General features: G+C 28.1%; 27 protein-coding genes. 14 read left to right on the forward strand and 13 right to left on the reverse strand.

Annotated elements, in window-relative coordinates:
* Positions 1–39: 39 nt before the first annotated feature.
* The 4 genes from cyoE to VP90_RS03920 all read right to left on the reverse strand — a co-directional run bounded on the left by cyoE (position 40) and on the right by VP90_RS03920 (position 4196).
* Entirely contained in the window at positions 40–951 is a 912-nt protein-coding gene (cyoE, locus tag VP90_RS03905) for a heme o synthase (RefSeq protein WP_262589797.1), read from the reverse strand.
* Positions 952–981: 30 nt separating this feature from the next.
* On the reverse strand, positions 982–2616 hold the full coding sequence (gene ctaD, locus VP90_RS03910) for a cytochrome c oxidase subunit I (protein ID WP_075506423.1): 1635 nt from the start codon (positions 2614–2616) through the stop codon (positions 982–984).
* 1 nt (position 2617) lies between these two features.
* Positions 2618–3433 (reverse strand): cytochrome c oxidase subunit II, encoded by an 816-nt coding sequence (gene coxB / locus VP90_RS03915; RefSeq protein WP_262589798.1) that lies wholly within the window; start codon positions 3431–3433, stop codon positions 2618–2620.
* Between the two features lie 61 nt (positions 3434–3494).
* A complete protein-coding gene (locus tag VP90_RS03920) occupies positions 3495–4196 on the reverse strand; it encodes an RsmE family RNA methyltransferase (protein WP_262589799.1) in 702 nt (233 codons plus the stop codon).
* Between the two features lie 16 nt (positions 4197–4212).
* Here VP90_RS03920 and VP90_RS03925 point away from each other — a divergent pair, with 16 nt between their 5' ends.
* On the forward strand, positions 4213–4875 hold the full coding sequence (locus tag VP90_RS03925; protein WP_262589800.1) for a haloacid dehalogenase type II: 663 nt from the start codon (positions 4213–4215) through the stop codon (positions 4873–4875).
* Here VP90_RS03925 and VP90_RS03930 read toward each other — a convergent pair.
* A complete protein-coding gene (locus VP90_RS03930; protein WP_262589801.1) occupies positions 4868–5227 on the reverse strand; it encodes a winged helix-turn-helix transcriptional regulator in 360 nt (119 codons plus the stop codon). The two genes, VP90_RS03925 and VP90_RS03930, sit on opposite strands and share 8 nt — an antisense overlap.
* Before the next feature lie 126 nt (positions 5228–5353).
* Here VP90_RS03930 and VP90_RS03935 point away from each other — a divergent pair, with 126 nt between their 5' ends.
* Genes VP90_RS03935 through VP90_RS03950 form a run of 4 tightly spaced genes read left to right on the forward strand, consistent with a single transcriptional unit; the run spans position 5354 to position 7783 of the window.
* Entirely contained in the window at positions 5354–5590 is a 237-nt protein-coding gene (locus VP90_RS03935; protein ID WP_262589802.1) for a CDGSH iron-sulfur domain-containing protein, read from the forward strand.
* Positions 5591–5593: 3 nt separating this feature from the next.
* On the forward strand, positions 5594–5971 hold the full coding sequence (locus VP90_RS03940) for a DoxX family protein (protein ID WP_262589804.1): 378 nt from the start codon (positions 5594–5596) through the stop codon (positions 5969–5971).
* The gene (locus VP90_RS03945) at positions 5972–6808 is read left to right on the forward strand and encodes a pirin family protein (protein WP_262589806.1); all 837 of its coding nucleotides are present in this window, start codon (positions 5972–5974) and stop codon (positions 6806–6808) included.
* A gap of 3 nt (positions 6809–6811) precedes the next feature.
* On the forward strand, positions 6812–7783 hold the full coding sequence (locus tag VP90_RS03950; protein WP_262589807.1) for a quinone oxidoreductase family protein: 972 nt from the start codon (positions 6812–6814) through the stop codon (positions 7781–7783).
* Here the strand turns inward: VP90_RS03950 and VP90_RS03955 are convergent.
* On the reverse strand, positions 7780–8184 hold the full coding sequence (locus VP90_RS03955; protein WP_075506429.1) for a DUF2721 domain-containing protein: 405 nt from the start codon (positions 8182–8184) through the stop codon (positions 7780–7782). The two genes, VP90_RS03950 and VP90_RS03955, sit on opposite strands and share 4 nt — an antisense overlap.
* 52 nt (positions 8185–8236) lie before the next feature.
* Between VP90_RS03955 and ubiA the strand changes: the two genes are divergently transcribed.
* The 5 genes from ubiA to VP90_RS03980 are packed head-to-tail and all read left to right on the forward strand — an operon-like array spanning position 8237 to position 13863.
* Positions 8237–9103, forward strand: a complete 867-nt coding sequence (gene ubiA / locus VP90_RS03960; RefSeq protein ID WP_262589808.1) for a 4-hydroxybenzoate octaprenyltransferase — start codon at positions 8237–8239, stop codon at positions 9101–9103.
* Positions 9104–10840, forward strand: coding sequence for an ABC transporter ATP-binding protein (locus VP90_RS03965; protein WP_262589809.1), 1737 nt, complete (start codon positions 9104–9106; stop codon positions 10838–10840).
* 2 nt (positions 10841–10842) lie between these two features.
* Positions 10843–12093, forward strand: coding sequence for a 3-deoxy-D-manno-octulosonic acid transferase (locus tag VP90_RS03970; protein ID WP_262589810.1), 1251 nt, complete (start codon positions 10843–10845; stop codon positions 12091–12093).
* Positions 12074–13003 (forward strand): tetraacyldisaccharide 4'-kinase, encoded by a 930-nt coding sequence (gene lpxK, locus VP90_RS03975; RefSeq protein ID WP_262589811.1) that lies wholly within the window; start codon positions 12074–12076, stop codon positions 13001–13003. The genes VP90_RS03970 and lpxK overlap by 20 nt, the downstream gene beginning before the upstream one ends.
* Complete coding sequence (locus VP90_RS03980; RefSeq protein WP_262589812.1) at positions 13003–13863, forward strand: lysophospholipid acyltransferase family protein; 861 nt, start codon at positions 13003–13005, stop codon at positions 13861–13863. The genes lpxK and VP90_RS03980 overlap by 1 nt, the downstream gene beginning before the upstream one ends.
* Positions 13864–13874: 11 nt before the next feature.
* On the opposite strand, the gene VP90_RS03985 is transcribed toward VP90_RS03980, so the two are convergent.
* The gene (locus tag VP90_RS03985) at positions 13875–14063 is read right to left on the reverse strand and encodes a DUF2093 domain-containing protein (protein WP_262589813.1); all 189 of its coding nucleotides are present in this window, start codon (positions 14061–14063) and stop codon (positions 13875–13877) included.
* Between the two features lie 23 nt (positions 14064–14086).
* Here VP90_RS03985 and purD point away from each other — a divergent pair, with 23 nt between their 5' ends.
* Together purD and rsmD are read left to right on the forward strand one after the other, a co-directional pair.
* A complete protein-coding gene (gene purD / locus VP90_RS03990) occupies positions 14087–15352 on the forward strand; it encodes a phosphoribosylamine--glycine ligase (RefSeq protein WP_262589814.1) in 1266 nt (421 codons plus the stop codon).
* Positions 15349–15912, forward strand: a complete 564-nt coding sequence (gene rsmD / locus VP90_RS03995) for a 16S rRNA (guanine(966)-N(2))-methyltransferase RsmD (protein WP_262589815.1) — start codon at positions 15349–15351, stop codon at positions 15910–15912. Before purD ends, rsmD begins: the two co-directional genes overlap by 4 nt.
* Here rsmD and VP90_RS04000 read toward each other — a convergent pair.
* Genes VP90_RS04000 through VP90_RS04025 form a run of 6 tightly spaced genes read right to left on the reverse strand, consistent with a single transcriptional unit; the run spans position 15909 to position 22328 of the window.
* Entirely contained in the window at positions 15909–17063 is a 1155-nt protein-coding gene (locus VP90_RS04000) for a glucose-6-phosphate isomerase (protein ID WP_262589816.1), read from the reverse strand. The genes rsmD and VP90_RS04000 overlap by 4 nt on opposite strands.
* Positions 17063–17377, reverse strand: coding sequence for a DUF3035 domain-containing protein (locus tag VP90_RS04005; RefSeq protein WP_262589817.1), 315 nt, complete (start codon positions 17375–17377; stop codon positions 17063–17065). The genes VP90_RS04000 and VP90_RS04005 overlap by 1 nt, the downstream gene beginning before the upstream one ends.
* Positions 17370–17867 (reverse strand): signal peptidase II, encoded by a 498-nt coding sequence (gene lspA / locus VP90_RS04010; RefSeq protein ID WP_262589818.1) that lies wholly within the window; start codon positions 17865–17867, stop codon positions 17370–17372. The genes VP90_RS04005 and lspA overlap by 8 nt, the downstream gene beginning before the upstream one ends.
* Positions 17867–20596 (reverse strand): isoleucine--tRNA ligase, encoded by a 2730-nt coding sequence (gene ileS / locus VP90_RS04015; RefSeq protein ID WP_262589819.1) that lies wholly within the window; start codon positions 20594–20596, stop codon positions 17867–17869. The genes lspA and ileS overlap by 1 nt, the downstream gene beginning before the upstream one ends.
* The gene (locus tag VP90_RS04020) at positions 20593–21516 is read right to left on the reverse strand and encodes a bifunctional riboflavin kinase/FAD synthetase (protein WP_262589820.1); all 924 of its coding nucleotides are present in this window, start codon (positions 21514–21516) and stop codon (positions 20593–20595) included. Before VP90_RS04020 ends, ileS begins: the two co-directional genes overlap by 4 nt.
* The gene (locus VP90_RS04025; RefSeq protein ID WP_262589821.1) at positions 21510–22328 is read right to left on the reverse strand and encodes a TIGR01459 family HAD-type hydrolase; all 819 of its coding nucleotides are present in this window, start codon (positions 22326–22328) and stop codon (positions 21510–21512) included. The genes VP90_RS04020 and VP90_RS04025 overlap by 7 nt, the downstream gene beginning before the upstream one ends.
* 130 nt (positions 22329–22458) lie before the next feature.
* Between VP90_RS04025 and groES the strand changes: the two genes are divergently transcribed.
* Both groES and groL read left to right on the forward strand, forming a co-directional pair.
* A complete protein-coding gene (groES, locus tag VP90_RS04030) occupies positions 22459–22749 on the forward strand; it encodes a co-chaperone GroES (RefSeq protein ID WP_075506443.1) in 291 nt (96 codons plus the stop codon).
* A 23-nt stretch (positions 22750–22772) separates the two neighbouring features.
* Complete coding sequence (gene groL, locus VP90_RS04035; protein WP_262589822.1) at positions 22773–24437, forward strand: chaperonin GroEL; 1665 nt, start codon at positions 22773–22775, stop codon at positions 24435–24437.
* Positions 24438–24626 lie beyond the last annotated feature (189 nt).

Genomic DNA, 24626 nt, shown 5'->3' on the forward strand with positions numbered 1-24626 from the left:
TAATAATATTTTTTTTCTTTGTTTTTTTATCGGGTGTTATCATAAAATTTTATCTATTAAGAAAAATACAAAAACTAAAAACAAATATAATATTGAGTATCCAAAAATTGTTTTTGCTTTTTTTGCATCAAACTTGTTCTTCTTAAATTTATAAAGTTCAAAACATAAGTAATTATAATAAATTGTCAAAATTAATGATGGAATTAAAAATACTAGACCAACAAAATTAATTGCATATGGGAAAACAATAACTGGCAACATTATTAATGAATAAACAAATATATTTAATTTTGTGCTTTCAACACCATTAGTCAATGGAAGCATTGGAATATTTGCTTTTTTATAATCATCAGATTTATATAAACTTAGTGCCCAAAAATGTGATGGTGTCCAAAAAAAGATAATTAGAAAGAAAGTTAATGGCTCAAGTGAAAGTGAGTTAGTAGCTATAGTCCAACCAATTACAGGAGGTAATGCTCCTGCAGCGCCTCCAATAACTATATTTTGAGGCGTTTTTCTTTTAAGCCAAACGGTATAAACCAGCACATAAAACAAAATTGTAAATAACAATAAAGCTGCTGAAACTGTATTTGCAAAATAATCTAAAGCAACAACAGAAAATATTGATAAAGCGATACCAAAAATCAAAGCTTGGTTTTTATTAACCTTCCCAGTTGGTATAGGTCTCAAACAAGTCCTTGTCATTAATGCATCTAAATCAGACTCGTACCACATGTTTAAAGCTCCAGCGGCACCAGCTCCAATAGAAACTAAAATAATTCCAATTATTGCATCTTTTGTTGGAATAATATTTGGTGCCATTAACAATCCAACTGCACAAGTAAAAATTACAAGTGACATTACTCTTGGCTTCATAAGTTTAAATAACTCAGAGAAATTGAAAACGTCTTCTTGACTTAAATTTCTATTTTTTAACTTAGACTTAATCATTTAATTTTAGACAAAAAATCTAAATACTTTTTAAGTAGTAGATTTTTCTGCACTCTCTTCATCTTCAAACTTCGGTAATTCATCAAAAGTATGAAAATTTGGAGGAGACGGTACTGTCCACTCTAAAGTTGTTGCTCCTTCACCCCAAGGGTTTTGAGCAGCAGCTTTTTTCTTATAAAATGCATAAATTAGATTTGCGAAAAATACTCCTAAACCAATTACAGAAATATATGATCCAATTGAAGATATATAATTCCAACCAGCAAATGCATCTGGATAATCTGCATATCTTCTAGGCATACCGGCTAAACCTAAAAAGTGTTGAGGGAAGAAAATTAAGTTTACTCCAATAAATGTTAACCAGAAGTGTAATTGACCTAACCATTCTGAATATTCATAACCACTCATTTTTCCAAACCAGTAATAAAAGCCTGCAAAGATTGCGAACACCGCACCTAAAGATAATACGTAGTGGAAGTGAGCTACTACATAGTAAGTATCATGCATTGCTGTATCTACACCTGCATTTGCAAGAACAACACCTGTAACTCCACCGACTGTAAATAAAAATATAAACCCTAAAGCCCAGACCATAGGTGTCTTAAATGATATTGAACCACCCCACATAGTTGCTATCCAAGAAAATATTTTAATTCCCGTCGGAACAGCAATGATCATCGTCGCTGCTAAGAAATAAGCTTTGGTATCTGTACTCAAACCAACTGTATACATATGGTGAGCCCATACAACGAAACCAACTATTCCAATTGCTACCATTGCATATGCCATACCTAAATATCCAAATACTGGTTTTCTTGAGAATGTTGAAACAATATGACTGATCATTCCAAAACCTGGTAAAATTAAAATGTAAACTTCAGGGTGACCAAAGAACCAGAATAAGTGTTGGAATAACACTGGGTCTCCACCTGTTTGAGCATCAAAGAATGCAGTTCCGAAATTTCTATCAGTTAATAGCATTGTGATTGCACCTGCTAATACTGGAAGTGATAAAAGTAATAAGAACGCTGTAACTAGAATTGACCAAGCAAATAAAGGCATTTTATGCAATGTCATACCTGGAGTTCTCATGTTTAAAATTGTAGTTATAAAGTTTACCGCTCCTAAAATTGAAGACGCTCCTGCTAAGTGTAAACTTAAAATAGCAAAGTCCATTGCTGGACCAGGCTGTCCTGCTGTAGATGATAAAGGAGGATAGATTGTCCATCCACCACCTACTCCAGTTTGACCTGGAGGGCCATCCATAAATATAGACATGATTAATAAAATGAATGAAGTTGGTAGTAACCAAAATGAAATATTATTCATTCTTGGGAATGCCATATCAGGTGCACCAATCATAATTGGTACAAACCAATTTCCAAAACCACCAATCATTGCTGGCATAACCATAAAGAAGATCATGATTAAACCATGACCTGTTACTAAGACATTGTATAAATGATAGTTTCCACCCAAAATTCCATCACCTGGATGCATCAATTCCATTCTCATTAAAACTGAGAATGCAGTTCCGATCACACCTGCAACAATTGCAAATATAAGGTACATTGTACCGATATCTTTGTGATTAGTTGAATACGCCCAACGTTTCCAACCTGTTGGTGTATGATGATCGTCGTGTGATGCAGTTTGTGTATACATATTATTTACTCGCTAGTTTTTTAAATTGATCTTCTTCATTAATTTCTTTTGCAAATTTTAATTTAGCACCAGTAAGCCATTCTTGATATTCTTCTTCAGAAACTACTCTTACTGTAATCGGCATAAAAGCATGTTTAATTCCACAAAGCTCAGAACACTGTCCATAATAAGTTCCAACTTCTTCTGCTTTAAACCATGTTTCATTTATTCTTCCAGGAACTGCATCTCTTTTAACTCCAAAAGATGGTAAAGCCCAAGCGTGTAAAACATCATTTGCAGTAATTAAAACTTTAACTACTTTATTTACTGGAACAACTAGTTCATTATCTACAGCTAATAATCTTGGCTGATTTTCTTTTAAATCTTTATCTTCAATCATGTAAGAGTCGAAAATAATATTTTCATCTGGATACTCATATCCCCAGTACCACTGATAACCGATTGCCTTAACTGTTACATCTGCTTTTGGTATTGAATCTTGTTTATATAAAATTTTAAACGATGGAACTGCCATCACGATTAAAATTAAACATGGAATTAATGTCCATAAAACTTCTACAGCAACATTGTGAGTTCTTTTTGAAGGAACTGGATTTGCTGATGCTCTAAATCTGATACATGCATAGACCATCAAAAATAAAACGAAAACACTTATCGCAATTATGATTGGTAATAATAATTTGTCATGAAAATTAACGATATCTCTCATAGATTCTGATGCTGCTTTTTGAAAACCTAATTGCCAATCCTTTGGCTGGTTAGCGAATGCAAATGCAGGAGTTAAAATTGAAAGAATTGTTATTAAAATTTTTTTCATATTTTTAACCCTATATAGAACGTCTTCAAAAAAATTACACTTTAGTTTTCGCGACAAAATATCAATTTATTGCGTATTTTATGATCGATATAGCTGAAATTACGGCTGTTTCAGATCTCAATATATTCTCATTAATTTTCAACGGTTGAACTCCACTAAATTTTAGAATCTTTGACCTTTCCTCTTCAGAAAAATCTCCTTCTGGACCTATAATTACACATGTAGGTTTATCTGTAACCTTATTTAAATCTATTTTGGTATTTTCAGAATTTAAATCAGTAAAAATTAAATCAACTTTATTGTTATTTAAAAAATCATCTAATGATTTTGGGTCTTCAATATCTGGAACATTAATTCTATTTGATTGTTCTGATGCCTCAATTATTACTTTCTCTAATCGCTCTTTATTAATTTTACGAACAATCGTTCTATCAAATATTATTGGAATAAATTTTGTGACACCTAACTCAGTTGCTTTTTGAATCATAAAGTTAAAGTAATTTGATTTAATTGGAGAAAAAGCAAGCCACAATTCTTTAGAATTTTCTTTTTGTCTTAATTGTTTTGTAACATTAAATTCAACAACACCTTTTGAGATATTTAAAATTTTTGCTTCCCATTCACCACTACTATTAAATAAAGAAAAAATTTCATTTTCTTTAACTCTCATTACTTTGTTTATGTAATGCGATTGAGATTTATCAAGTATATCAGTTAAATTATTAGATAAACTTTTAGAAAAATATAATCTAATGTTACTCATATTATTAAATTAGTTTATGAAAAATATTAAAGCAATAATTTTTGATGCTTACGGCACTTTATTCGATGTAAATTCAGCAGCAGAAAAATGTAAAGACAAAATTGGTGATAAGTGGGAAGCTTTTGCAAATTATTGGAGAACCACACAATTACAATACACATGGCTTAGAAGTTTAATGAAAAGACATAAAGATTTTTGGCAAATCACTGAAGACAGTTTAGATAAATCAATGAGTGTATTTAAAATAGATAATTCAATGAGAGAAGAATTATTAAATCTATATAAAATTCTCTCACCTTTTGAAGAAGTTCCAGAAGTATTAAAATCTTTAAAAGAAAAAAATTTTAAACTAGCTATACTTTCCAATGGGACACCTTCTTTGTTAAACGAATTAGTACAAAGTAATAATTTAAATTTTTTATTTGATGATATTTTTTCAATTGAAGAAGTTGGAGTATTTAAGCCTGACTCTAAAGTTTATGACATGCCAATAAAAAAATATAAAATTGAAAAAAATGAAGTTGCTTTTTTAAGTGCAAATACTTGGGATGTATCTGGAGGAGGAAACTATGGATACAATTCTATATGGGTAAATAGAAATAATAATATCTTTGATAATCTAGATTATATTCCTAAAAATAAGATTACTAACCTTAACGAACTAATTAGTATTATCTAATTCTATTCTCTTCAAAATTTTTATTTAACTTCTGAGAAATAGTTTTAGTATTTTTTTTATTCCAATCAGAAAAAGATTTTAAAATTGGAATAACTGAAAGCCCAAATTCTGTCAGAGAATACTCAACTTTTGGAGGTACTACTCGATGGACTTCTCTATTTATAATTCCATCAATCTCTAATTCTTTTAGTTGTTTTGATAACATTTGTTGTGTGATTGTTTTCAACTCTTTTTTAAGTTTATTAAATCTCACTATTTTATTGTTAAATAAGTAAAATAAAATTCTGATTTTCCATTTTCCACCAAGAAAATAAATTGCTCTTTCTGCTGGGCATTCAATATTGTTTTTCATTATAATCATCTAAACACCTAATTATATTTTTCAAGGTATGATTATACATACTAGTATGAAAATATTGCGTTCTTGCAGAATTTAACCAGATCATTATTTAGATTAAAAAATTAACAAAGGAGATTTATGAGCAAAGGAATAAAAGCAGGAGATCAACCTATTTCTATTGATGTTGAAAAAGGAAAAAATTATTTATGGTGTTCTTGTGGACAAAGTAAAAGCCAACCATTTTGTGATATGTCACATAGGGGAACAGAATTTAAACCAGTTAAATTTGTAGCTGAAGAAAATAAAACTATTTATTTCTGCCATTGTAAACAAACTAACAATCAGCCATTTTGTGATGGTTCACACAATAAATAGATCATGACAAATATTTTAGATTTGGTTGGGAGAATATTTATCTCTTTAGTGTTTTTGTTAAGTGGAATTAATAAAATTGGAAATCATGAAGGAACCATTGGTTGGATGGAATCTTTGGGAATGCCGGGTATTTTTTTAATTCCAGCAATAATTCTTGAGATAGGTGCTCCAATATTAATAATGATTGGATATAAAGTAAAAATTTCTGCTGCTCTCTTAAGTTTATTTTGTATAGTAACTGCAATTATTTTTCACACAGATTTTAGTAATCAAATGCAATTTGTATCATTTATGAAAAATATAGCATTAGCTGGTGGATTTTTATTTTTGGTGATAAATGACACAAAAGAGTTTAGTTTAGAAAGGAAATTATCAAAATAAATGTCAAAAATAGAAGTAAGTAAAATTATAGATCCTATTCCAGCATCGGATGGTGCGGGAGTAAAATTAAAAAGAAGTATTGGTGTTGAACCAAATTACTTTGATCCTTTCTTAATGCTAGACGAATTTGGATCTGAAAATAGCGAAGATTATATTGCTGGTTTTCCTCCTCACCCACATCGAGGAATTGAAACCGTTACTTATATGCTCGCTGGAGATTTTGAACACAAAGATAGCACTGGTGGTGAAGGTAGAATGACTGCAGGCGATGTTCAATGGATGAAAACTGGAAGTGGAATTATTCATTCAGAGATGCCTGCGATGAAAGAAGGAAAACTTCATGGCTTTCAATTATGGATTAACATGCCTGCTAGATTAAAAATGAGTAAGCCTGAATACATTTACATAGATGCAGATAAAATGAGTGTTCATAAAGATGACGAGAAACAAGTAAAAGTTATTGCTGGTAAATTTGAAAACGCTGAAGGACCTGTAAAAGGTCATAATGTGGAACCAGTTTATTTTGATGTAGAATTAAACAAAGATAAAGAATTTAAATTTAATATTCCATCAACTCACAATACATTTATTTATCTAATAAATGGTGAAATAGAAATTGGTAGCGAGAAACATGATGATGTTAAGGATAGTACTTTAATATTATTAACAAAAGGTGAAGAACTTAAAGTAAAAGCAAAAACAAATGCTAAATTTCTCGTGATATCTGGAAAACCAATAAATGAGGAAATTGCAAGAGGCGGGCCTTTTGTAATGAACACTAAAGCAGAAATCTTGCAAGCAGTTCAAGATTATCATAATGGTACATTTGTAAAATAAATTATGAATTCAGTTATAATATCAAAAGCAGGTGGACCAGAAGTATTAGAATACAAAGATCTTAAGCTTGAGGAACCAAAAGCTGATGAAGTAACAATTAAAAACCATGCTATTGGTTTAAATTATATTGATACTTATCACCGATCAGGACTTTATCCATTAACTCTTCCCTCTCCAATTGGTTTAGAGGGAGCTGGAGAAATTACTAAAGTTGGTTCAAATGTAAAAGATTTTAAAGTTGGAGATAAAGTTGCATACTGTGCGGCTCCACTTGGTGCTTATTCAACTCACAGAAACTATCCAACGAAAAACTTAGTAAAAGTTCCTGATAGTGTTGATTTGGAAACTGCAGCAACTTTAATGACAAAAGGAATAACTACTTTTTATCTTTTACACAAAACTTATCCTGTAAAATCTGGAGAAGATATTTTATTCCATGCAGCAGCTGGTGGTGTTGGTCAAATTTTTGGACAATGGGCTAAAAGTTTAGGATGCAATGTTATTGGTACTGTCGGTTCAGATGAAAAAATAGAAAATGCAAAACAAAATGGCTACGATCATGTGATTAATTATAACAAAGATAATTTTGCTGAAAAAGTAAAAGAGATTACTGAAGGAAAAGGATTGTCTGTTGTTTATGATGGAGTGGGAAAAAATACTTTTGATGGTTCAATTGAATGTTTAAAATTAAGAGGAATGTTGGTTTCTTTTGGTAATGCATCTGGGCCTCTAGATCCAGTTAATGTTGCAAAATCAATTCAGCCAAAAGGACTTTATTTAACAAGACCGAGCATTATGCAGTACACAACAACAAAAGAAGAGCTGGACGAAGCTGCTAAAAAAGTTTTTGAAATGGCTTCAAGTGGAAAAGTAAAAATAAAAATTTCAAAAAAATATTCTCTAAAAGATATTGCACAAGCACACAAAGATTTAGAGTCTAGAGTTCTTACTGGACCAGCAATAATACTTCCCTAGTTTACATCTACATCCATATCAGACATATGGAGTTTTAGTGCATTTGTTGAAATTTGAATTTCCCTTATAAAAAAAATAATCGATATAATCATGGATAAACAACATGAGCCAAAAATTACTCTCGCAGCAAAGACCTCATCTAGGTAAAGTGCAAATACTGTAAGCATATTAAATAGGAAGCCAAATGAGGCAAATAAAATTGTCCATCTAAGAAGTGTTATCCTTCCACTTAAATTGATAAACTGCTTCTTCCATTCAGGTGGAATATGCTTTTCATAAACATGCTCATCATGAAGTTGACGAATTAAGATACTTAAAGAATGAAATCTGTTGCTATAGACACTCATAAGTAATGGAATAGCTGGAAACATTAGAGCAGTAACTGTGTAATCTATGTTCATACGAATCAATTTGATTATGAAACTACCCTTTGTTATTTACAAGTAAAATATTATGAACCAAATTAAACTTTTCATTGAATTAACAAGACTAAAAAAACCTATCGGCTACATGCTTTTATTTTGGCCTTGTGCATGGGGTCTAACTTTAGCTTATGATTTTTCATCAAGTTGGGATAATTATTTTTTTTATTTAATTTTATTTTTTCTTGGTTCAGTTCTAATGCGTTCAGCTGGCTGCATTGTGAATGATATCTTGGACAGAAAATTTGATGCTAAAGTTTTTAGAACTAAGGATCGACCTATAGCCTCAGGAAAAATTTCAGTTAAACTTGCGATCTTTTATTCAACAACACTTTGCTTATTAGCTTTTTTAGTTTTAATTAATTTTAACTTATTCACTATAATTCTTGCTTTAGGTTCGATGCCACTTGCTTTTACCTATCCTTTAATGAAAAGATTTACTTATTGGCCTCAATTATTTTTAGGCATCACTTTTAATTATGGTCTAATACTTGGATGGACAGCAATTAAAGGACAAATTGATATAATTCCTGTTCTATTTTATTTGGGAGCCATATTTTGGACATTAGGCTATGACACGATTTATGGGTTTCAAGATATTAAAGATGATGAAATTATAGGATTAAAATCAACATCTATAAAATTTAAAGGAAATGCAAAAAAATTTCTATTTTTATGTTATTTAATTTTAATAGTTTTTTTTCTATTAGGAGGTTTTTTTATGAATTTTCATAATGTTTATTATATTTTGATGATTCTCCCCTTAGTTCATTTATTTTTATATCAAATGAAAGTATTTAATCTTAAAGATCCATCGAGTTGTTTTAAAGCTTTTAAAAGTAATAATTTTTTTGGTCTAATAATTTTAATTAATATTTTAATTTCTCAGAACTTTTAGATGAATAAATCAGAAATATACAAAAGACTTTATAACGATTATTCAAAAAGCTACTTAAATAAAATATTTTTGTCTGCATTTTTATCAATATTGGTGGCTGGGAGCACTTCATCTATCGCTTGGCTTTTAGATCCTGCAATAAAAAAACTTTTTATAGATAAAGATCAATCCTTAATATTTTTTATTCCTTTAATGATTGTAGTTGCGTTCGCAACAAAAGGTCTCTCTCTATATTTTGCAAAAGCTACAATGATTGGTGTTGGTGAGTCTATTAAAAAAAAATTACAATTTGATATGGTTAAAAATTTGGTTGGAACAGATACGCAAATTATTGATAAAAAACATTCAGGTAAATTTATTTCAAACCTTACGTATGATGTTACTCATATTACTAATTTATTAAGTAATGCAGTATTAACTTTATTTAAAGATACCTTAACTCTTATTTGTTTGTTGGGAGTAATGTTTTTTCAAAATTGGAAGTTAGCGCTAATTTCTATAATTATGATACCTCTTGCAAGTATTGCAGCTAAAACTTTAGGGAAGAGAATCAGTAAAGTTACTACAGAAGCTCAACAAAAATCTGGATTTTTAACTACATACTTGGTTGAACTTTTTAAAAATCATAAATTAATTAAAATTTTTCAAAAGGAAAGTTATGAAAAAAAACGAGCAGACAAATTTTTATCAGATTTGAGAGATAAAAACCAAAAGATACAGACAGTCTTTGTTAGAATGTCTCCAATAATGGAAACTTTTACAGGTATAATGATTGCAATATTAATTTTTTATTCAAGTTTATTGATTTCAAAAGAGGAACTTGAGATAAACAATTTTTTTTCATTTTTAGCCGCGATGATGCTGGCGTACCAGCCTGTACGTGCTTTATCAACCATAAGCTTAGTTGCAAATCAAGGTATATCAGCTGCATCACGTATATTGCCAATTATAGATCAACAAAATCAAATTAAAGATAAAATAAACGCAAAATCTCTTGAAATAAATAAATCTAATATCAAATTTAAAGACATAAATTTTTCATATGACACTAAAGAGGCACAAACTTTAAACTCAATTAATCTTGAGTTTGAGGGAGGAAAAATGACATCTTTAGTAGGTCATAGTGGATCTGGGAAATCCACAATAATGAATTTAATTCCAAGATTTTATGATGCTCAATCTGGAAACATTACAATAGATGAGCAATCTATATATGACGTTAGTCTTAAATCGCTGAGAAACGAGATATCCCTGGTAAGCCAAGAGACGACTCTTTTTGATGATACCATATTTAATAACATCAAATATGGTAATGATAATGCTACAGATGAGGAGGTTTATGAAGTTTCAAAGTTAGCATTTTGTGATGAATTTATAAAAAACTTACCTCAAAAGTATCAAACGTTAATAGGTGAAAATGGATTAAGATTATCAGGAGGTGAAAAGCAAAGACTATCAATAGCAAGAGCAATGATGAAAAAAAGTTCAATTATTTTACTAGATGAGGCAACCTCATCTTTGGATACTGAAACTGAAATTAAAATTCAAGAAGCACTAAAAATTTTAACTAAAGATAAAACTACAATAGTAATAGCTCATAGACTCTCAACAGTATTAAATTCAAATAACATATATTTAATTGATTCTGGAAACATCATTCATAATGGCAAACATGAAGAACTATTGAATAAATCCAAATTGTATAAAAGTTTTTATGAAAAACAAATACAAAAATAATAATGTTTTTTTTATATCAAATATTTTTTACAATTATTTTATTTATTTCACCTTTTGTAATTGTTTATAGAATTTTAAAAAATAAAGAAGACAAAGTAAGATTTATAGAAAAATTTAGTATCCCCTCCAAAAAAAGATTAAATGGAAAACTTATTTGGTTCCATGGCGCAAGTGTTGGGGAAATTCTAAGTGTAATACCGTTGATAAAGTATTATGAAAAAAATAAAAATATTGGTCAAATTTTAATTACTTCAAGCACATTAAGCTCATCAAACGTAATTAAAAAATTCAAATTTAAAAAAACTATACATCAATTTTATCCAATTGATTATTTTCCTATTACGAATAAATTTTTAAATTTTTGGAAACCTGATTTAGGTATATTTATCGACTCTGAGATTTGGCCCTGCATGTTTAAAAACATGTATTCAAAAAAAATTCCATTACTCTTGCTAAATGCACGAATAACAAAAAAAACATTCAATAAGTGGATGAAAATACAAAGTATAAGTAAATCTATTTTTGAATATATAAAAGTTGCATATCCTCAAAATCTTGAAACAAAATCATATCTAAGAAAATTATCTAATTGTAAAATAAAACATATTGGTAATTTAAAATTTTCTGAAAATTACGATAGTGATTTAGAAAAAATTAATATTAAATTAAAATCTTATCTAATAGAAAAAAAAATTTGGGTAGCATCAAGCACTCATAAATTTGAGGAAATATTCTGCGCTAAAGCTCATTTAGAATTAAAAAAAAAATATAGAAATATATTAACTGTAATTATTCCAAGACATATACATAGAGCTGATAAGATAAAATTAGAATTAGAAAATTTAGGACTAAAAGTTTTTGTTCACAGTTCAAAATTAAGCAAACCTCAAAATTTAGATATTTATTTAGTAGATACTTTTGGTGAAACAAAAAAATTTCATAAAATCAGTTCAACTGTTTTCCTAGGTGGATCAATCATAAAAAGAGGTGGTCAAAATCCACTTGAAGCCGCACGATTTGGAGCAAAAATTCTTCATGGTCCTAATACTGACAACTTTAGAGATGTATATAAATTGCTAAATTCTCTTGGTATATCAAAAAGAATTTATTCATCGAAGAAACTTGCTTCTTCAGTATCATTTGTAAAGAATAAAAAAGGTGTAAAACAAATAACAAATATTGGAGAAAAAATTTTAAAAAAAACTATAAAAGAACTAAACAATCATATCTTTAATGACTATAAGAAAACCTAATTTTTGGAACTTAAAAGAACCAAATATCTTAGCTTATCTTTTGTTGCCAATAGCAAAAATTATTCAATTATTTAATTTTTTAAAAAAATATTCTCGACCAAAAAAATTTAAAATTAAAACTATTTGTGTTGGAAATATATATGTTGGCGGAACAGGAAAAACATCTTTAAGCATAGAATTAAATAAAATTTTTAATAATAAAAATATTAAATCTTGTTATGTTAAAAAATTTTATAAAAATCAAATTGATGAACAAACAATTTTGAAAAATAATGGAAAACTTTTTTTGTCTAATGAAAGAACTACAGCTATTAAACTAGCGGAGGAGGAAGGTTATGAGGTTGCAATTCTTGATGATGGTCTTCAAGATAGAAGTATAGAATATTTTTCAGAAATAGTTTGTTTCAATAGTATCAATTGGATTGGAAATGGTTTGACAATTCCAGCAGGACCTCTGCGAGAAAATATTAGTAATTTAAAAAGATACAAAAATATATTTATCAATGGAAACCTAGAAAATATAGATGAAATTAAAGCAGAGATTAAAAAAATTAATCCTCAAACAAATATTCATTTAGGAAAATATAACCCCTTAAATTTAAATGAATTCAACCTTAGTGATAAATATATAGTCTTTTCAGGAATAGGAAACCATTCAACATTTATATCAATGCTTAATTTAAATGGACTAAAAATAATAAAAGACTTTGAATATCCTGATCATTATCAGTATGAAAAAAAAGATATTGATAAAATTCTATTTCAAGCTGAAAATTTAAATTGCAAAGTAATTACAACAGAGAAAGATTATGTAAAATTGGATAAAATTTATTTAAATAAGATTAGATTTTTAAAATCTGAATTAAAAATTATAGATGAAGATAAATTCATGAGGTCTATTGGCTATTAATGAAAAATATAAAATATCTTTTCCAATTCTTTTTAATAATATTTCTCTTTATAATATTTAAAATTTTAGGTGCAAATTTGTCTTCAAAATTTAGTGGTAAAATTTTTGAAAAAATAGGGCCATTTTTTAGATCCAAAAAAGTTATAAATTCAAATATTAAAAAAGCTTTTCCAGATATTAATTTAGAAAAATTAGAAAATATTAAATCACAAATGTGGAATAATTTTGGAAGAATTTTTGCAGAATATATGTTTATAAAAAGCTTTAGATCTGGAAATTTAAACTCTCAGATTTCAATAGAAGGAAAAGAAATACTTGAAGAAATAAAAAAAAACAATCAACAAGTAATTTTTATTTCAGGACATCTAAGTAATTTTGAACTTATGGCAATGTGTTTGGAGAAAAGTGGTATACATCTTGCGGCTATCTATCGTCCATTGAATAATATTTATTTAAACAAAATAATGGAAAGAATTAGAAAAAAATACATTTGCAATAAACAAATAAAAAAAGGAATTGGTGGACTTAAAAACTTAATTCAACTTAAAAGAAAAAACTATTCTACAGCTTTAATGATTGACCAAAGAGTTTCGGAGGGAATACTATCAAATTTTTTTAATGAAAAAGCTTTAACTACAACTATTCCTGCACAATTGATTAAAAAATTTAATATACTAGTGGTTCCAGTGTACATAGAGAGAATTAAAGATATAAGTTTTAAGATAACTATTAACAAACCTTTGATGTTTCCATTAGATTACTCTACACAAAAAATTACAGATGAGTTAAATAAAATTCTTGAAGATATGATTATAAAGAATCCTGGGCAGTGGATATGGTCACACAATCGATGGAAATAAAATTTATTTTTCTACTCTTCATCTCTTTTTTTGTGTGCTTCTATGTATGAATAATAAGCTTCCTGTTTGTCTACATTCCAATATGTTAGATTTTCTAACATAATTTTTTTTCCTGAAATAGCACATAAAACATGATCACCAGTCTCCAAGACATTAAAGTTATTAGGCAGATATTTTAATTTAGCTAATTTATTTTTCATTTCTAAGATATATAAATAGTTATATGAAAATTGCAATTTTAGGTAGTGGAGGAAGAGAGCATGCTTTAACATTTTCAATATCTAAATCAAACATAATTGAAAAAATTTACTGTATACCAGGTAACGCTGGTACATCTTCACTAGCTGAAAATATTTCTATTGATATAAATAATTTTGAAAAGGTATATGATTTTTTAAAAAAAAATAATATTGATTTTGTTGTTGTCGGTCCTGAGGAACCACTTGTAAATGGTATTGTGGATTATTTGGAAAAGTTAAATATAAAAGTTTTTGGACCAAATAAACTTGCCTCGCAATTAGAAGGTTCAAAAATTTTCACAAAAAATCTGTGCAAAAAATACAACATACCAACAGCAGAATTTGGTGTTTTTAAAAATGCGAAAGAATCTTATAATTATATTGATAATGCAAAGCACCCATTAGTAATCAAAGCAGACAATTTAGCAGCTGGAAAAGGTGTTTATATTTGCAGAAAAAAAAAGGAATCATATTTAGCGGTAAAAGAGATATTTGAAGGTAAATTCGGAACTGCAAAAAATATTCTGTTTGAAGAATTTTTAGAAGGTGAAGAAATGAGCTATTTCATAGTTAGTGACGGAAAAACTTTCAAATATTTTGGATCAGCTCAAGATCATAAAAGAGTTGGGGAAGGAGACAAAGGTAAAAATACTGGAGGCATGGGTGCATACTCACCCTCAAGATTATTTAATAAAGAGTTAGAGCAAAAAATTTTAGAAAAAATAATAAAACCAACATTAAAAGGTATAAATGATTTAGGAACAAAATATAAAGGTTTTCTATATGCTGGATTGATGATTGTTAAAGATGAACCATTTTTAATTGAATACAATGTAAGGATGGGTGACCCTGAATGCCAAACAATTCTGCCAACTTTAGACACTGATATCATTAAAATTTTTCAATCATGTATTAATGAAAAACTTGATGAAATAGAAATAAAATGGATAAATAGAAAAAGTCTGTGTGTCGTATTATGCTCAAATGGTTATCCAGACAAATATGAAAAAAATATAATTATAGATAATTTTGAGAAGTTAAATCTAGATGAAAATAATTATTTATTTCATGCGGGAACAGAAATAAAGCACAATAAGATTTATGCTGTTGGAGGTAGAGTATTAAATTTCATATCACTTTCAAACACATACAGTGAAGCCAAAAAAAATATCCACGAAAACTTAGAAAAATTGAACTGGGAAAAAGGTTTTTTTAGAAAAGATATTGGATACAAAGTCATTAATAAATGAGAATTATTGGTGGTAATTTTAAAGGTAGAAAAATCCTTGAACCTAAAGATAAAGAAACAAGACCTTTAAAAGATTTAACAAAAGAATCTATTTTTAATATTATTAATCATTCAAATAAATTTTCTATAGAGCTTGAAAAATCTTATGTCTTAGATTTATTTTCTGGAACAGGGTCTTTTGGTTTAGAATGTTTATCAAGAGAAGCAAAACACGTATGTTTTGTTGAAAATTATATAGGAATATTACCAATATTAAAAAATAATTTATCCAATTTAAAAACAGTCAAAAATTATTCAATTATTGAGAAAAATATTTTAATTGATATTGATTTTTTAGAAAAAAAGAAAAAGTTTGATATTATTTTTTTAGATCCTCCGTACAAAGAAAAAAAAATTCATACTATTTTAAATAATCTTCATAAATTCAAAACTCTCAAACCAGATGGAATAATAATTATCCATAGACATAAAAAAGAAGAGGATAATTTTCCAGACAAATTTAAAATTATTGAAGAAAAAAAATATGGAATTTCTAAGATAATATTTGGAAAATTTATTTAGATTAAAATTTTTTTTGTTTCTGTTTTAATTAACTCTACAGCTGGTTGATCAAAAGGATTAATTTTAAGAGCTCTTCCCAATAAGATTGTCTCTAAAATAAAGAAAGTAAATAATTCACCTAGGGTATTTTCATCTCTTTTAATAATCTCAAAACTCCTGAAAGGTATTTTCTTATTTTTAAAAACATTCTCTGTAGCTTGTTTTTGAGCATAAATAATATGATCAATATCTTTATTTTTTAAATAACTTTGCATTTGTAAAATTTGACTATTATTTATTTTTAGAGAATTTTTTTCTTTGACATAAAAAAATGTAAAAAAATTATTCTTAAAACCATCTAAATATAATTGCATAACACTATGATTATCTTTAGGCATATTTGAAACAATAGGAAGAATACCAAGACCTTTTTTACCCAAACTTTCAGCTACTAATTGTTGATACCAATTAAATAAATTAGAAGATTTTTCATCATAATTAATGATTATCGAATTAAATTTTTTTCTTTTTGTAAAGTATAGAATTTGATCAACATTATTAACTAAAGAATTTAAATAATTTTTATTTTTGATTAAATTGTTTAATTGTTTAAATCTACGTGAGTCTAAATCCATCAATTCTGCTGGTAACATTCCTACTTCTGATAAAACAGAATATCTTCCACCTATGAAATTGTTATGATGAATTATCTCTGATTTAAATTTTTCAGCTAAAGTATGAAGATAATTTTTTTTATTTTCAGTAATAAAAATGTTTTTATTTTTTTTTTTAACAAAAATATTCGTATTAACAATTGTTTCAGTGGTATTGCCAGATTTAGATATTATCAAATTTAGATATCTTTTTTTTTTGTTTTTTTTAGTAAGTGATTTTAAATTATCTAAAAATTCGAATTTTTTTTTTATTTTATGCTCTAGAAAATCATAAATTGCTTGGGTTCCTAATGAGGATCCTCCCATGCCTATAACTCTATAATTACTGAAAGTTTTGAATTTAGATATTGTATTTTTATTAAAATTATTTTTATATTCTTTTTTTAATGATTTAATTACGAAATTCTCCTCATTAAGAAGATTTATTAATTTTTTCTTTAAATTTTTATTTAATTTCTTTTTTCCAAAGGGCTTTAATTTAATATTTTTTGTGAGCATTATTTATTTTTGATTTTGCTCAAAATAGACCCTTCTAGATCACCAGATGTTTCTTCTTTAGCTACATCATCTTTATTTTCTGTAATTAAATTTTTAATCTTATTTTCTTGTTTCTCTTGCGTATTGTTATTTTGATCGGGTATTGGTAGTTCATTAAATTCTGGAGGCATCACTAATGGTGACTTTTTTTCAACTAAAAATTCATCACTACTGTTCTTTTTTGGGTTTTGAAATCCTTTTTTGACTGTGTTGCACCCAGTTAAAATAGCAAAAGTTATTATAAGGATAATAGATAAATTAATTTTTTTAGTCATTTGACTTATTAGATTTTTTAAAAATTTCAATTAATATGATCATTATAACTCCAATTGTTATAAATATATCTGATACATTAAAAATAAACCAATGAAAATTTCCTACGTGAAAGTCTATAAAATCTGGTACAGCTTTATAAATCAATCTATCAAAAAAATTTCCTAAAGCACCCCCCAATACTAATAATAGTGCATATTTCTCTAGTAGATCACTTTTCCTTATCATTAAAATAATGAAAATAATTACTATAAATATTAGAAAAGTTAAAAAATTATATAAATAATCTTCCTTAAATGAAAATAGTCCAAAAGCTATTCCACCATTCCAAATAAGATGAATATTTAAAAATTTTGATGCATATATTTCAGAATTAAAATTAAGTTTATCCAGATGAATTACAAACAGTTTTGATATTCTGTCTAAAAAAAAAATAATTAAAATAACAATTGTTTCCAAATAATAATTTTTAAATATTTTATTTAAAAGCATTAAGAATTTTGTGGACAATTAGATCTGGTACATCCTTTTTCATTTATTTTCCAACACATCGAACATTTTGTTCCTTTTGCTTTTTCTGTAAGAACATTTGCGTCAATGTTATTTTCATAATTAACTTCAGCTTTAGAAGTTATACAAAGTTCTGAAAAATCAATATCTTTTGTTATACTTTCTAAATTTTGATCTAAATGAATTTTAATCTCAGCTTCTAAACTTGATCCTATAACTTTAGCTGCTCTTTTTTCCTCTATACTTACATTACATAAATTTCTAATTTTAATTAGCTCAATCCATTTCTGATTTAATTTTTCATTATAAAAATTTTTTGGAAAAGTTAAAAAGTTTTCTAAATGAATACTTTTTTGGTTTTTAAATAATAATTGATAAATTTCTTCAGTTGTGAAAGACAATATTGGTGCAAACCATCTAAGTAAAGAGTTTAAAATTATATTCAACAATAAGATAGTTGATTTTCGCTTAGGGTTATCTAAAGAGTCGCAGTATAAAGTGTCTTTTCTTATGTCAAAATAAAAAGCTGACAAATCTACAGTGCAAAAATTTAATAATTCTTTATACAAATTATGAAAATCATAATTCTCAAAATATTTTTTGAAATTATTATTTAAAGAATACAATTTGTGTAGCATGTACTGCTCTAAATCAGGTAAATTATTTAAATCTACTTTTTCAAGATCAATTATTTCAAAATTATCATTAAGATTTCCTAATAAATATCTAAATGTATTTCTAATCTTCCTGTAGGAATCTGCGTGTTGATCTAAAATTGAATAATCGATTCTTAAATCTTCTGAATAATTTGATGATGCTACCCAAATTCTTAAAATATCTGCTCCGTATTTTTTTAAAATATCTTCTGGAGCAATCACATTTCCTAATGATTTAGACATTTTTAGACCTTTTCCATCTACAACGAAACCGTGAGATAAAATTGAATCAAAAGGAGCTCTACCTCTAGTTCCACATGACTCTAATAATGACGAATGAAACCACCCTCTATGTTGATCTGAACCTTCTAAATACATTGACGCTGGCCACTTGAGATCATTTCTTTTCTCCAATACAAATGAATGAGTTGAGCCGCTATCAAACCAAACTTCTACAATATCACTTAATTTATCATAATCTTTGGCCTTGTACTTATCACCTAAAAATCTTTGCGGATCGTCTGAAAACCAACAATCAGATCCCTCTTTTTCATAAATTGATGCAATATTTTCATTAACTTCATCATCAATTAAAATTTCTTTGTTTTTTTTATTTACAAAAATAGGTAAAGGAACGCCCCATACTCTTTGTCTAGAAACACACCAGTCGGGCCTGGTTTCAATCATAGATTTTAATCTTTCTTTTCCCTTGCTTGGATAAAATATTGTATCATCAATGGCTTTTAAAGCTTTATCTCTTAATTTATGACTTTCCATAGAAATAAACCACTGAGGTGTTGCTCTATGGACCAATGGTGCTTTTGATCTCCAAGAATGAGGATAAGAATGAACTAGTTCACCATTTGATAATAAATTTTTTTGATCTTTAAGTTTTTCAATTACTATTGGGTTAGCTTTAAAAATATGAATACCTTCAAATAACTTTACATTATTTGTATATTTCCCATCACCATCAACTGTCTCTACTGCTTTTATTCCATTATTTAAACATAAATTAAAATCATCTGGCCCATGACTTGGCGCACAATGAACTATTCCTGTTCCCTGCTCTGTCGTCACAAATCTTGCTTCTAACATTGGGATTTCAGTCTCATAACCTAAGTTTAAAAAGGGATGATTGCAAATAGTATCTTTAAAGTCTTTTCCCTTAAACTTTATAATCTCATTATAATTTTTAATTCCACATTCTTTTATGACTGACTCAAGTAAAGCTTGTGCAACAACTATTTTTCTGTTTTGAAAATCTCCCTTATCATTAACTTGCAATAAAACATAATCTAATGCTTCATTATAAGCTAATGCTTTATTAGCAGGAATTGTCCATGGTGTAGTTGTCCAAATTATAATTTCACTTTTTTCTAATTCTTTAATTTTAGACGACCTAACTGAAAACGATGTATATATAGTATCTGACTTGTGATCTTGGTATTCTACTTCTGCATCAGCTAAAGCAGTTTTTTCAACAGTTGACCATAAAACTGGTTTATATCCTCTGTATAAACTTCCTTCTTTAAGAAATTTTCCAAGTTCTCTTACTATTTGAGCCTCTGCATCAAAACTCATTGTAGAATAATAATTTTCCCAATCACCAACTACACCTAATCTTTTGAATTGGCCTTTGTGAATTTCGATCCATTTTTCAGCAAAAGATCTACATTCTTTTCTAAACTCAACTATAGGGACATCATTTTTATTTTTCTTATTTTTTTTATATTCCTCTTCTATTTTCCATTCGATCGGCAAACCATGACAATCCCATCCAGGTACATAAATTGAGTCTTTACCATCCATTTGATGAAATTTTACAATTATGTCTTTTAAAATTTTATTTAATGCTGTCCCCATATGAATATTGCCGTTTGCATATGGAGGGCCATCATGTAAGACAAATTTTTCTTTACCTTTACTTGACTTTCTTAATTCATCATAAAGTTTTATTTGTTGCCAATAATTTAGAATTTCTGGTTCTCTAGTTGGCAGGTTCGCCTTCATTGAGAAAGCTGTTTTAGGTAGATTTATATCAGATTTGCTCATTTAGTTTTTCTTGCAATATTTAAATCAGATTTAATTTGTTTTCTGAGTTGATCAACATTCTTAAATTTTTTTTCTTTTCTAATAAACTTTAAAAACTTCACTGATAAAAGCTTATTATAAAGATTTCCAGAAAAATTAAACAAATGCACTTCTAATAAGATTTTTTTTTGGTTAAATGTGGGTCTATAGCCAAGATTTGCTATGCCGCTCAATTTTTTTAGATTTTTTTTTCTTATTACTCTTACAGCATAAACTCCTGGCTTTGCTAAGACATAATCCTTAATATCTATGTTGCATGTTGGAAAACCAATTTTTTTTCCAACTTGTCTACCCTTTTGAACTATTCCATCAATTGTCCATTCTCTTCCTAAAAATTTGTTAGCTCGATTTAAATTACCTTTTTCTAGTAAGTTTCTTATTATTGTTGAAGATACTATTTTTTTACTTTTTAAAAGTGGTTTAGGTTTAATTACTTTATAATTAAAATTTTTTTCGTTTTGTATAAGTAATTTAACATCACCTTCTCTTTTATTTCCAAATCTAAAATTATTACTTACAAATATAAATTTACAATTAAGTTTTTTATATAGAATTTCTTTTATAAATTTAATTGATTTTATTTTAGAAAAATTTCTATCAAATTTTTTTGTAATTATAAAATCTACTTTTAATTTTTTTAGTAATTCTATTTTTTGATGTACAGAAGAAACTTTAAAATTCTTCAATGAATTGTTAAAATACATCTTGGGCATTGGATCAAAATTAATAACTCCTATTTTTGAATTAAATTTTTTTTTGTAAGATAAAGCTAACTTAAATAATTTTTGATGTCCTAAATGAAGACCATCAAAATTTCCAATTAATATAATTGAATTTTTATGGTGATTATTAATATTGAAATTTTTATATAACTTTACCATTTTAATTCTGTTTGAGTAAAATTAACGATAGCTTCATACTCCTTTGAAACTTCAGTAACTCCTTTATTTTGTATCTCTTCTTTGTGAATTCCATTGCAAACCAACAAGGAATGGTAATTTAATAAGTTAGCACCTTTTATGTCTGTATTTAAATTATCACCAATTGCTAAAACTTTCTTACCAACATTGTCTATAGACTGATTGTATACCTCTGCATGAGGTTTGCCAAAATAAATTACTTCTCCACCCATTTTTTCAAAAACCATAGCAACTGAGCCTGCACACAACTCTCTTATATTTCCTCTATCAACAATTAAATCAGGATTTGTACAAATCATTTTTTTTGTTGTGTGTTTTTCTAGTAGATTTTTGTAATAAGTTAAATCATCTTCATGGTCATCGAATAAACCTGTACAAAGTAAATATTCACTCTCATTTAGTTCAGTTGATTTATTATTTTTAAATTCATTGAACAAATCAAAATCTCTAGGGGGACCTATATGAAAAAAATTCTTTGATTTAAAAGATGTTTTTAAAAAATTTAATGCTGCCTCTCCTGACGTAAAAACATGCTCTCTCAAATCTTCACTCATACCCATTTTTTCTAAAAATTTATTTACCGTAGTATTAGGTCTCGGAGCATTTGTTAAAAGAACAAAACTTTTATTTTTTTTCTTTAGCTCATTTAGAGTTACTATTGCTGAGTTATGTAATTTTATACCATTATGAATGACCCCCCATAAATCTATGTAAAATAGGTCATAATTATCAGCAATTGACTGAAGGCCGTCTAGGTCTAAATTTTTAGTCATTATTTTACCTATAAACCATAATATTTAGATTTTCCTAGCATAATTACTCTGAAAAGATTCTCTAATCTTGAAATAGGCTACGAAATATCTATATGAGGCTCATATTTATATAGAATTATAAAGGAGATTTATGAAGTTTAAACCGTTACATGACAGAGTATTAATCGAAGTTTTAGACAGTAGTGAAAAAACTGCTGGTGGAATAATTATACCAGATACAGCTCAAGAAAAACCTCAAGAAGGAAAAGTTGTGGCTGTTGGTGGTGGAGCTAAAACAGAAGATGGAAAAACAATTCCAATGGATGTTAAAGTTGGAGATAAAGTTTTATTTGGCAAATGGTCAGGAACTGAAGTCAAAATAGATGGCAAAGAATATAGCATAATGAAAGAGTCTGACATTATGGGTATTTCAAGTAAGTAATTTAATTTAAAGGAGAAAACAAAATGGCAAAAGTTGTAAAATTTGATGCTGAAGCAAGAGCAGCTATGATTAGAGGAGTAAATATTTTAGCTGATACTGTTAAGGTAACTTTGGGTCCTAAAGGAAGAAACGTAGTAATGGATAAATCTTATGGTGCACCTAGAATTACTAAAGATGGTGTTTCTGTTGCTAAAGAAATCGATCTTGAAGATAAATTTGAAAACATGGGTGCGCAGATGGTTAAAGAAGTTGCTAGCAAAACAAATGATGAAGCTGGTGATGGTACAACTACTGCAACTATTCTTGCACAAGCAATTGTTAGAGAAGGTGTAAAATATGTAACTGCTGGCATGAATCCTATGGATGTTAAGAGAGGAATTGATGCAGCGGTTGAAGTTGTAAAAGAAAACTTAGTAGCATCAGCTAAAAAAGTAAAAGACAGTGATGAAATTGCACAAGTTGGAACTATTTCTGCAAATGGTGATAAAGAAATTGGAACAATGATTGCAAAAGCAATGCAAAAAGTTGGAAACGAAGGTGTTATCACAGTTGAAGAAAATAAAGGAATTGAAACTGAATTAGACGTTGTTGAAGGTATGCAATTCGATAGAGGTTATTTATCACCTTACTTTATTACTAATAGTGATAAAATGACTACTGAGTTAGATAATCCTTTCATTCTTTTACATGAAAAAAAATTAACAAACCTACAACCAATGGTTCCTCTATTAGAAGCTGTTGTTCAAGCAGGTAGACCATTAATGATTATTTCTGAAGATGTTGAAGGAGAAGCTTTAGCAACTTTAGTTGTAAATAAACTTAGAGGTGGTTTAAAAGTAGTTGCTGTAAAAGCACCTGGTTTTGGTGACAGAAGAAAAGCAATGCTTGAGGACATTGCTATTTTAACTGGAGGTCAGGTTATTTCTGAAGATTTAGGAATTAAACTTGAGAATGTTAAACTTGATGACCTAGGTTCATGTAAGAAAGTTAAAGTTGATAAAGATAACAGTACTATTGTTAATGGAAGTGGTAAAAAATCTGATATCGAAGGAAGATGTGCTTCAATTAAACAACAAATTGATGAAACAACTTCTGACTATGACAAAGAAAAACTTCAAGAAAGACTTGCAAAACTAGCTGGCGGAGTTGCTGTAATCAAAGTTGGTGGTGCAACTGAAGTTGAAGTTAAAGAAAGAAAAGATAGAGTTGAAGATGCTTTGAACGCAACAAGAGCCGCAGTTGAAGAAGGTATTGTAACTGGTGGTGGTTGTGCATTACTTTACGCTGCTCAAGACCTTAATAAGGTTAAAGCAAAAGGCGATGATCAAAAAGCTGGCGTAGAGCTTGTTAGAAAAGCACTTGAAGCTCCAATCAGACAAATTACTAAAAATGCTGGTGTAGATGGTTCGGTAGTTGTTGGTAAATTGTTAGAGCAAAATAAAAAAACACATGGATATGATGCACAAAGCGAGGAATATTGCGATATGTTTGCTAAAGGTATTATAGACCCTGTTAAAGTTGTAAGAACTGCTCTACAAGATGCTGCTTCAATATCTGGATTATTGGTAACTACAGAAGCGATGATTGCTGACAAACCTGAGGAAAAAGATGCTGCTGGTGGTGGAATGCCTGGTGGTATGCCTGGTGGTATGGGTGGCATGGGTGGAATGGGTGGAATGGGAATGTAATCCCACTACTCTAAAACTAAAATTTAAAAGGCCATCACATGATGGCCTTTTTTTTAATTAAATATTAATTATGTCAAAAAGATACAGCGGAAAGTCATTTAAGGATTCAAGTGTAAAAAAAAAACCCAAATTAAGTTTTAAAGAAAAAAGGAAACTTAAGAAAGATAAACAAAAAAAGCCTAATTAATC

Origin of the sequence: Candidatus Pelagibacter ubique HIMB140, from assembly GCF_025558165.1 — a bacterium.
Classification (GTDB): Bacteria; Pseudomonadota; Alphaproteobacteria; order Pelagibacterales; family Pelagibacteraceae; genus Pelagibacter; species Pelagibacter ubique_T.

Excerpts from the sequence above, each read along its gene's own strand:
- VP90_RS04000 (WP_262589816.1), bottom strand. The coding sequence starts at position 17,063 with ATGCTCACAAAAAATATTAAATTAAAGCCCTTTGGAAAAAAGAAATTA.
- VP90_RS03980 (WP_262589812.1), top strand. The coding sequence starts at position 13,003 with ATGAAAAATATAAAATATCTTTTCCAATTCTTTTTAATAATATTTCTC.
- cyoE (WP_262589797.1), bottom strand. The coding sequence starts at position 951 with ATGATTAAGTCTAAGTTAAAAAATAGAAATTTAAGTCAAGAAGACGTT.
- VP90_RS03920 (WP_262589799.1), bottom strand. The coding sequence starts at position 4,196 with ATGAGTAACATTAGATTATATTTTTCTAAAAGTTTATCTAATAATTTA.
- VP90_RS03935 (WP_262589802.1), top strand. The coding sequence starts at position 5,354 with ATGAGCAAAGGAATAAAAGCAGGAGATCAACCTATTTCTATTGATGTT.
- VP90_RS04020 (WP_262589820.1), bottom strand. The coding sequence starts at position 21,516 with ATGGTAAAGTTATATAAAAATTTCAATATTAATAATCACCATAAAAAT.
- groL (WP_262589822.1), top strand. The coding sequence starts at position 22,773 with ATGGCAAAAGTTGTAAAATTTGATGCTGAAGCAAGAGCAGCTATGATT.
- ileS (WP_262589819.1), bottom strand. The coding sequence starts at position 20,596 with ATGAGCAAATCTGATATAAATCTACCTAAAACAGCTTTCTCAATGAAG.
- VP90_RS03955 (WP_075506429.1), bottom strand. The coding sequence starts at position 8,184 with ATGAACATAGATTACACAGTTACTGCTCTAATGTTTCCAGCTATTCCA.
- purD (WP_262589814.1), top strand. The coding sequence starts at position 14,087 with ATGAAAATTGCAATTTTAGGTAGTGGAGGAAGAGAGCATGCTTTAACA.
- VP90_RS03945 (WP_262589806.1), top strand. The coding sequence starts at position 5,972 with ATGTCAAAAATAGAAGTAAGTAAAATTATAGATCCTATTCCAGCATCG.
- lpxK (WP_262589811.1), top strand. The coding sequence starts at position 12,074 with ATGACTATAAGAAAACCTAATTTTTGGAACTTAAAAGAACCAAATATC.
- VP90_RS03925 (WP_262589800.1), top strand. The coding sequence starts at position 4,213 with ATGAAAAATATTAAAGCAATAATTTTTGATGCTTACGGCACTTTATTC.
- VP90_RS04005 (WP_262589817.1), bottom strand. The coding sequence starts at position 17,377 with ATGACTAAAAAAATTAATTTATCTATTATCCTTATAATAACTTTTGCT.
- VP90_RS03970 (WP_262589810.1), top strand. The coding sequence starts at position 10,843 with ATGTTTTTTTTATATCAAATATTTTTTACAATTATTTTATTTATTTCA.
- VP90_RS03930 (WP_262589801.1), bottom strand. The coding sequence starts at position 5,227 with ATGAAAAACAATATTGAATGCCCAGCAGAAAGAGCAATTTATTTTCTT.
- rsmD (WP_262589815.1), top strand. The coding sequence starts at position 15,349 with ATGAGAATTATTGGTGGTAATTTTAAAGGTAGAAAAATCCTTGAACCT.
- ctaD (WP_075506423.1), bottom strand. The coding sequence starts at position 2,616 with ATGTATACACAAACTGCATCACACGACGATCATCATACACCAACAGGT.
- lspA (WP_262589818.1), bottom strand. The coding sequence starts at position 17,867 with ATGCTTTTAAATAAAATATTTAAAAATTATTATTTGGAAACAATTGTT.
- coxB (WP_262589798.1), bottom strand. The coding sequence starts at position 3,433 with ATGAAAAAAATTTTAATAACAATTCTTTCAATTTTAACTCCTGCATTT.
- VP90_RS03950 (WP_262589807.1), top strand. The coding sequence starts at position 6,812 with ATGAATTCAGTTATAATATCAAAAGCAGGTGGACCAGAAGTATTAGAA.
- VP90_RS03985 (WP_262589813.1), bottom strand. The coding sequence starts at position 14,063 with ATGAAAAATAAATTAGCTAAATTAAAATATCTGCCTAATAACTTTAAT.
- VP90_RS04025 (WP_262589821.1), bottom strand. The coding sequence starts at position 22,328 with ATGACTAAAAATTTAGACCTAGACGGCCTTCAGTCAATTGCTGATAAT.
- ubiA (WP_262589808.1), top strand. The coding sequence starts at position 8,237 with ATGAACCAAATTAAACTTTTCATTGAATTAACAAGACTAAAAAAACCT.
- VP90_RS03965 (WP_262589809.1), top strand. The coding sequence starts at position 9,104 with ATGAATAAATCAGAAATATACAAAAGACTTTATAACGATTATTCAAAA.
- groES (WP_075506443.1), top strand. The coding sequence starts at position 22,459 with ATGAAGTTTAAACCGTTACATGACAGAGTATTAATCGAAGTTTTAGAC.
- VP90_RS03940 (WP_262589804.1), top strand. The coding sequence starts at position 5,594 with ATGACAAATATTTTAGATTTGGTTGGGAGAATATTTATCTCTTTAGTG.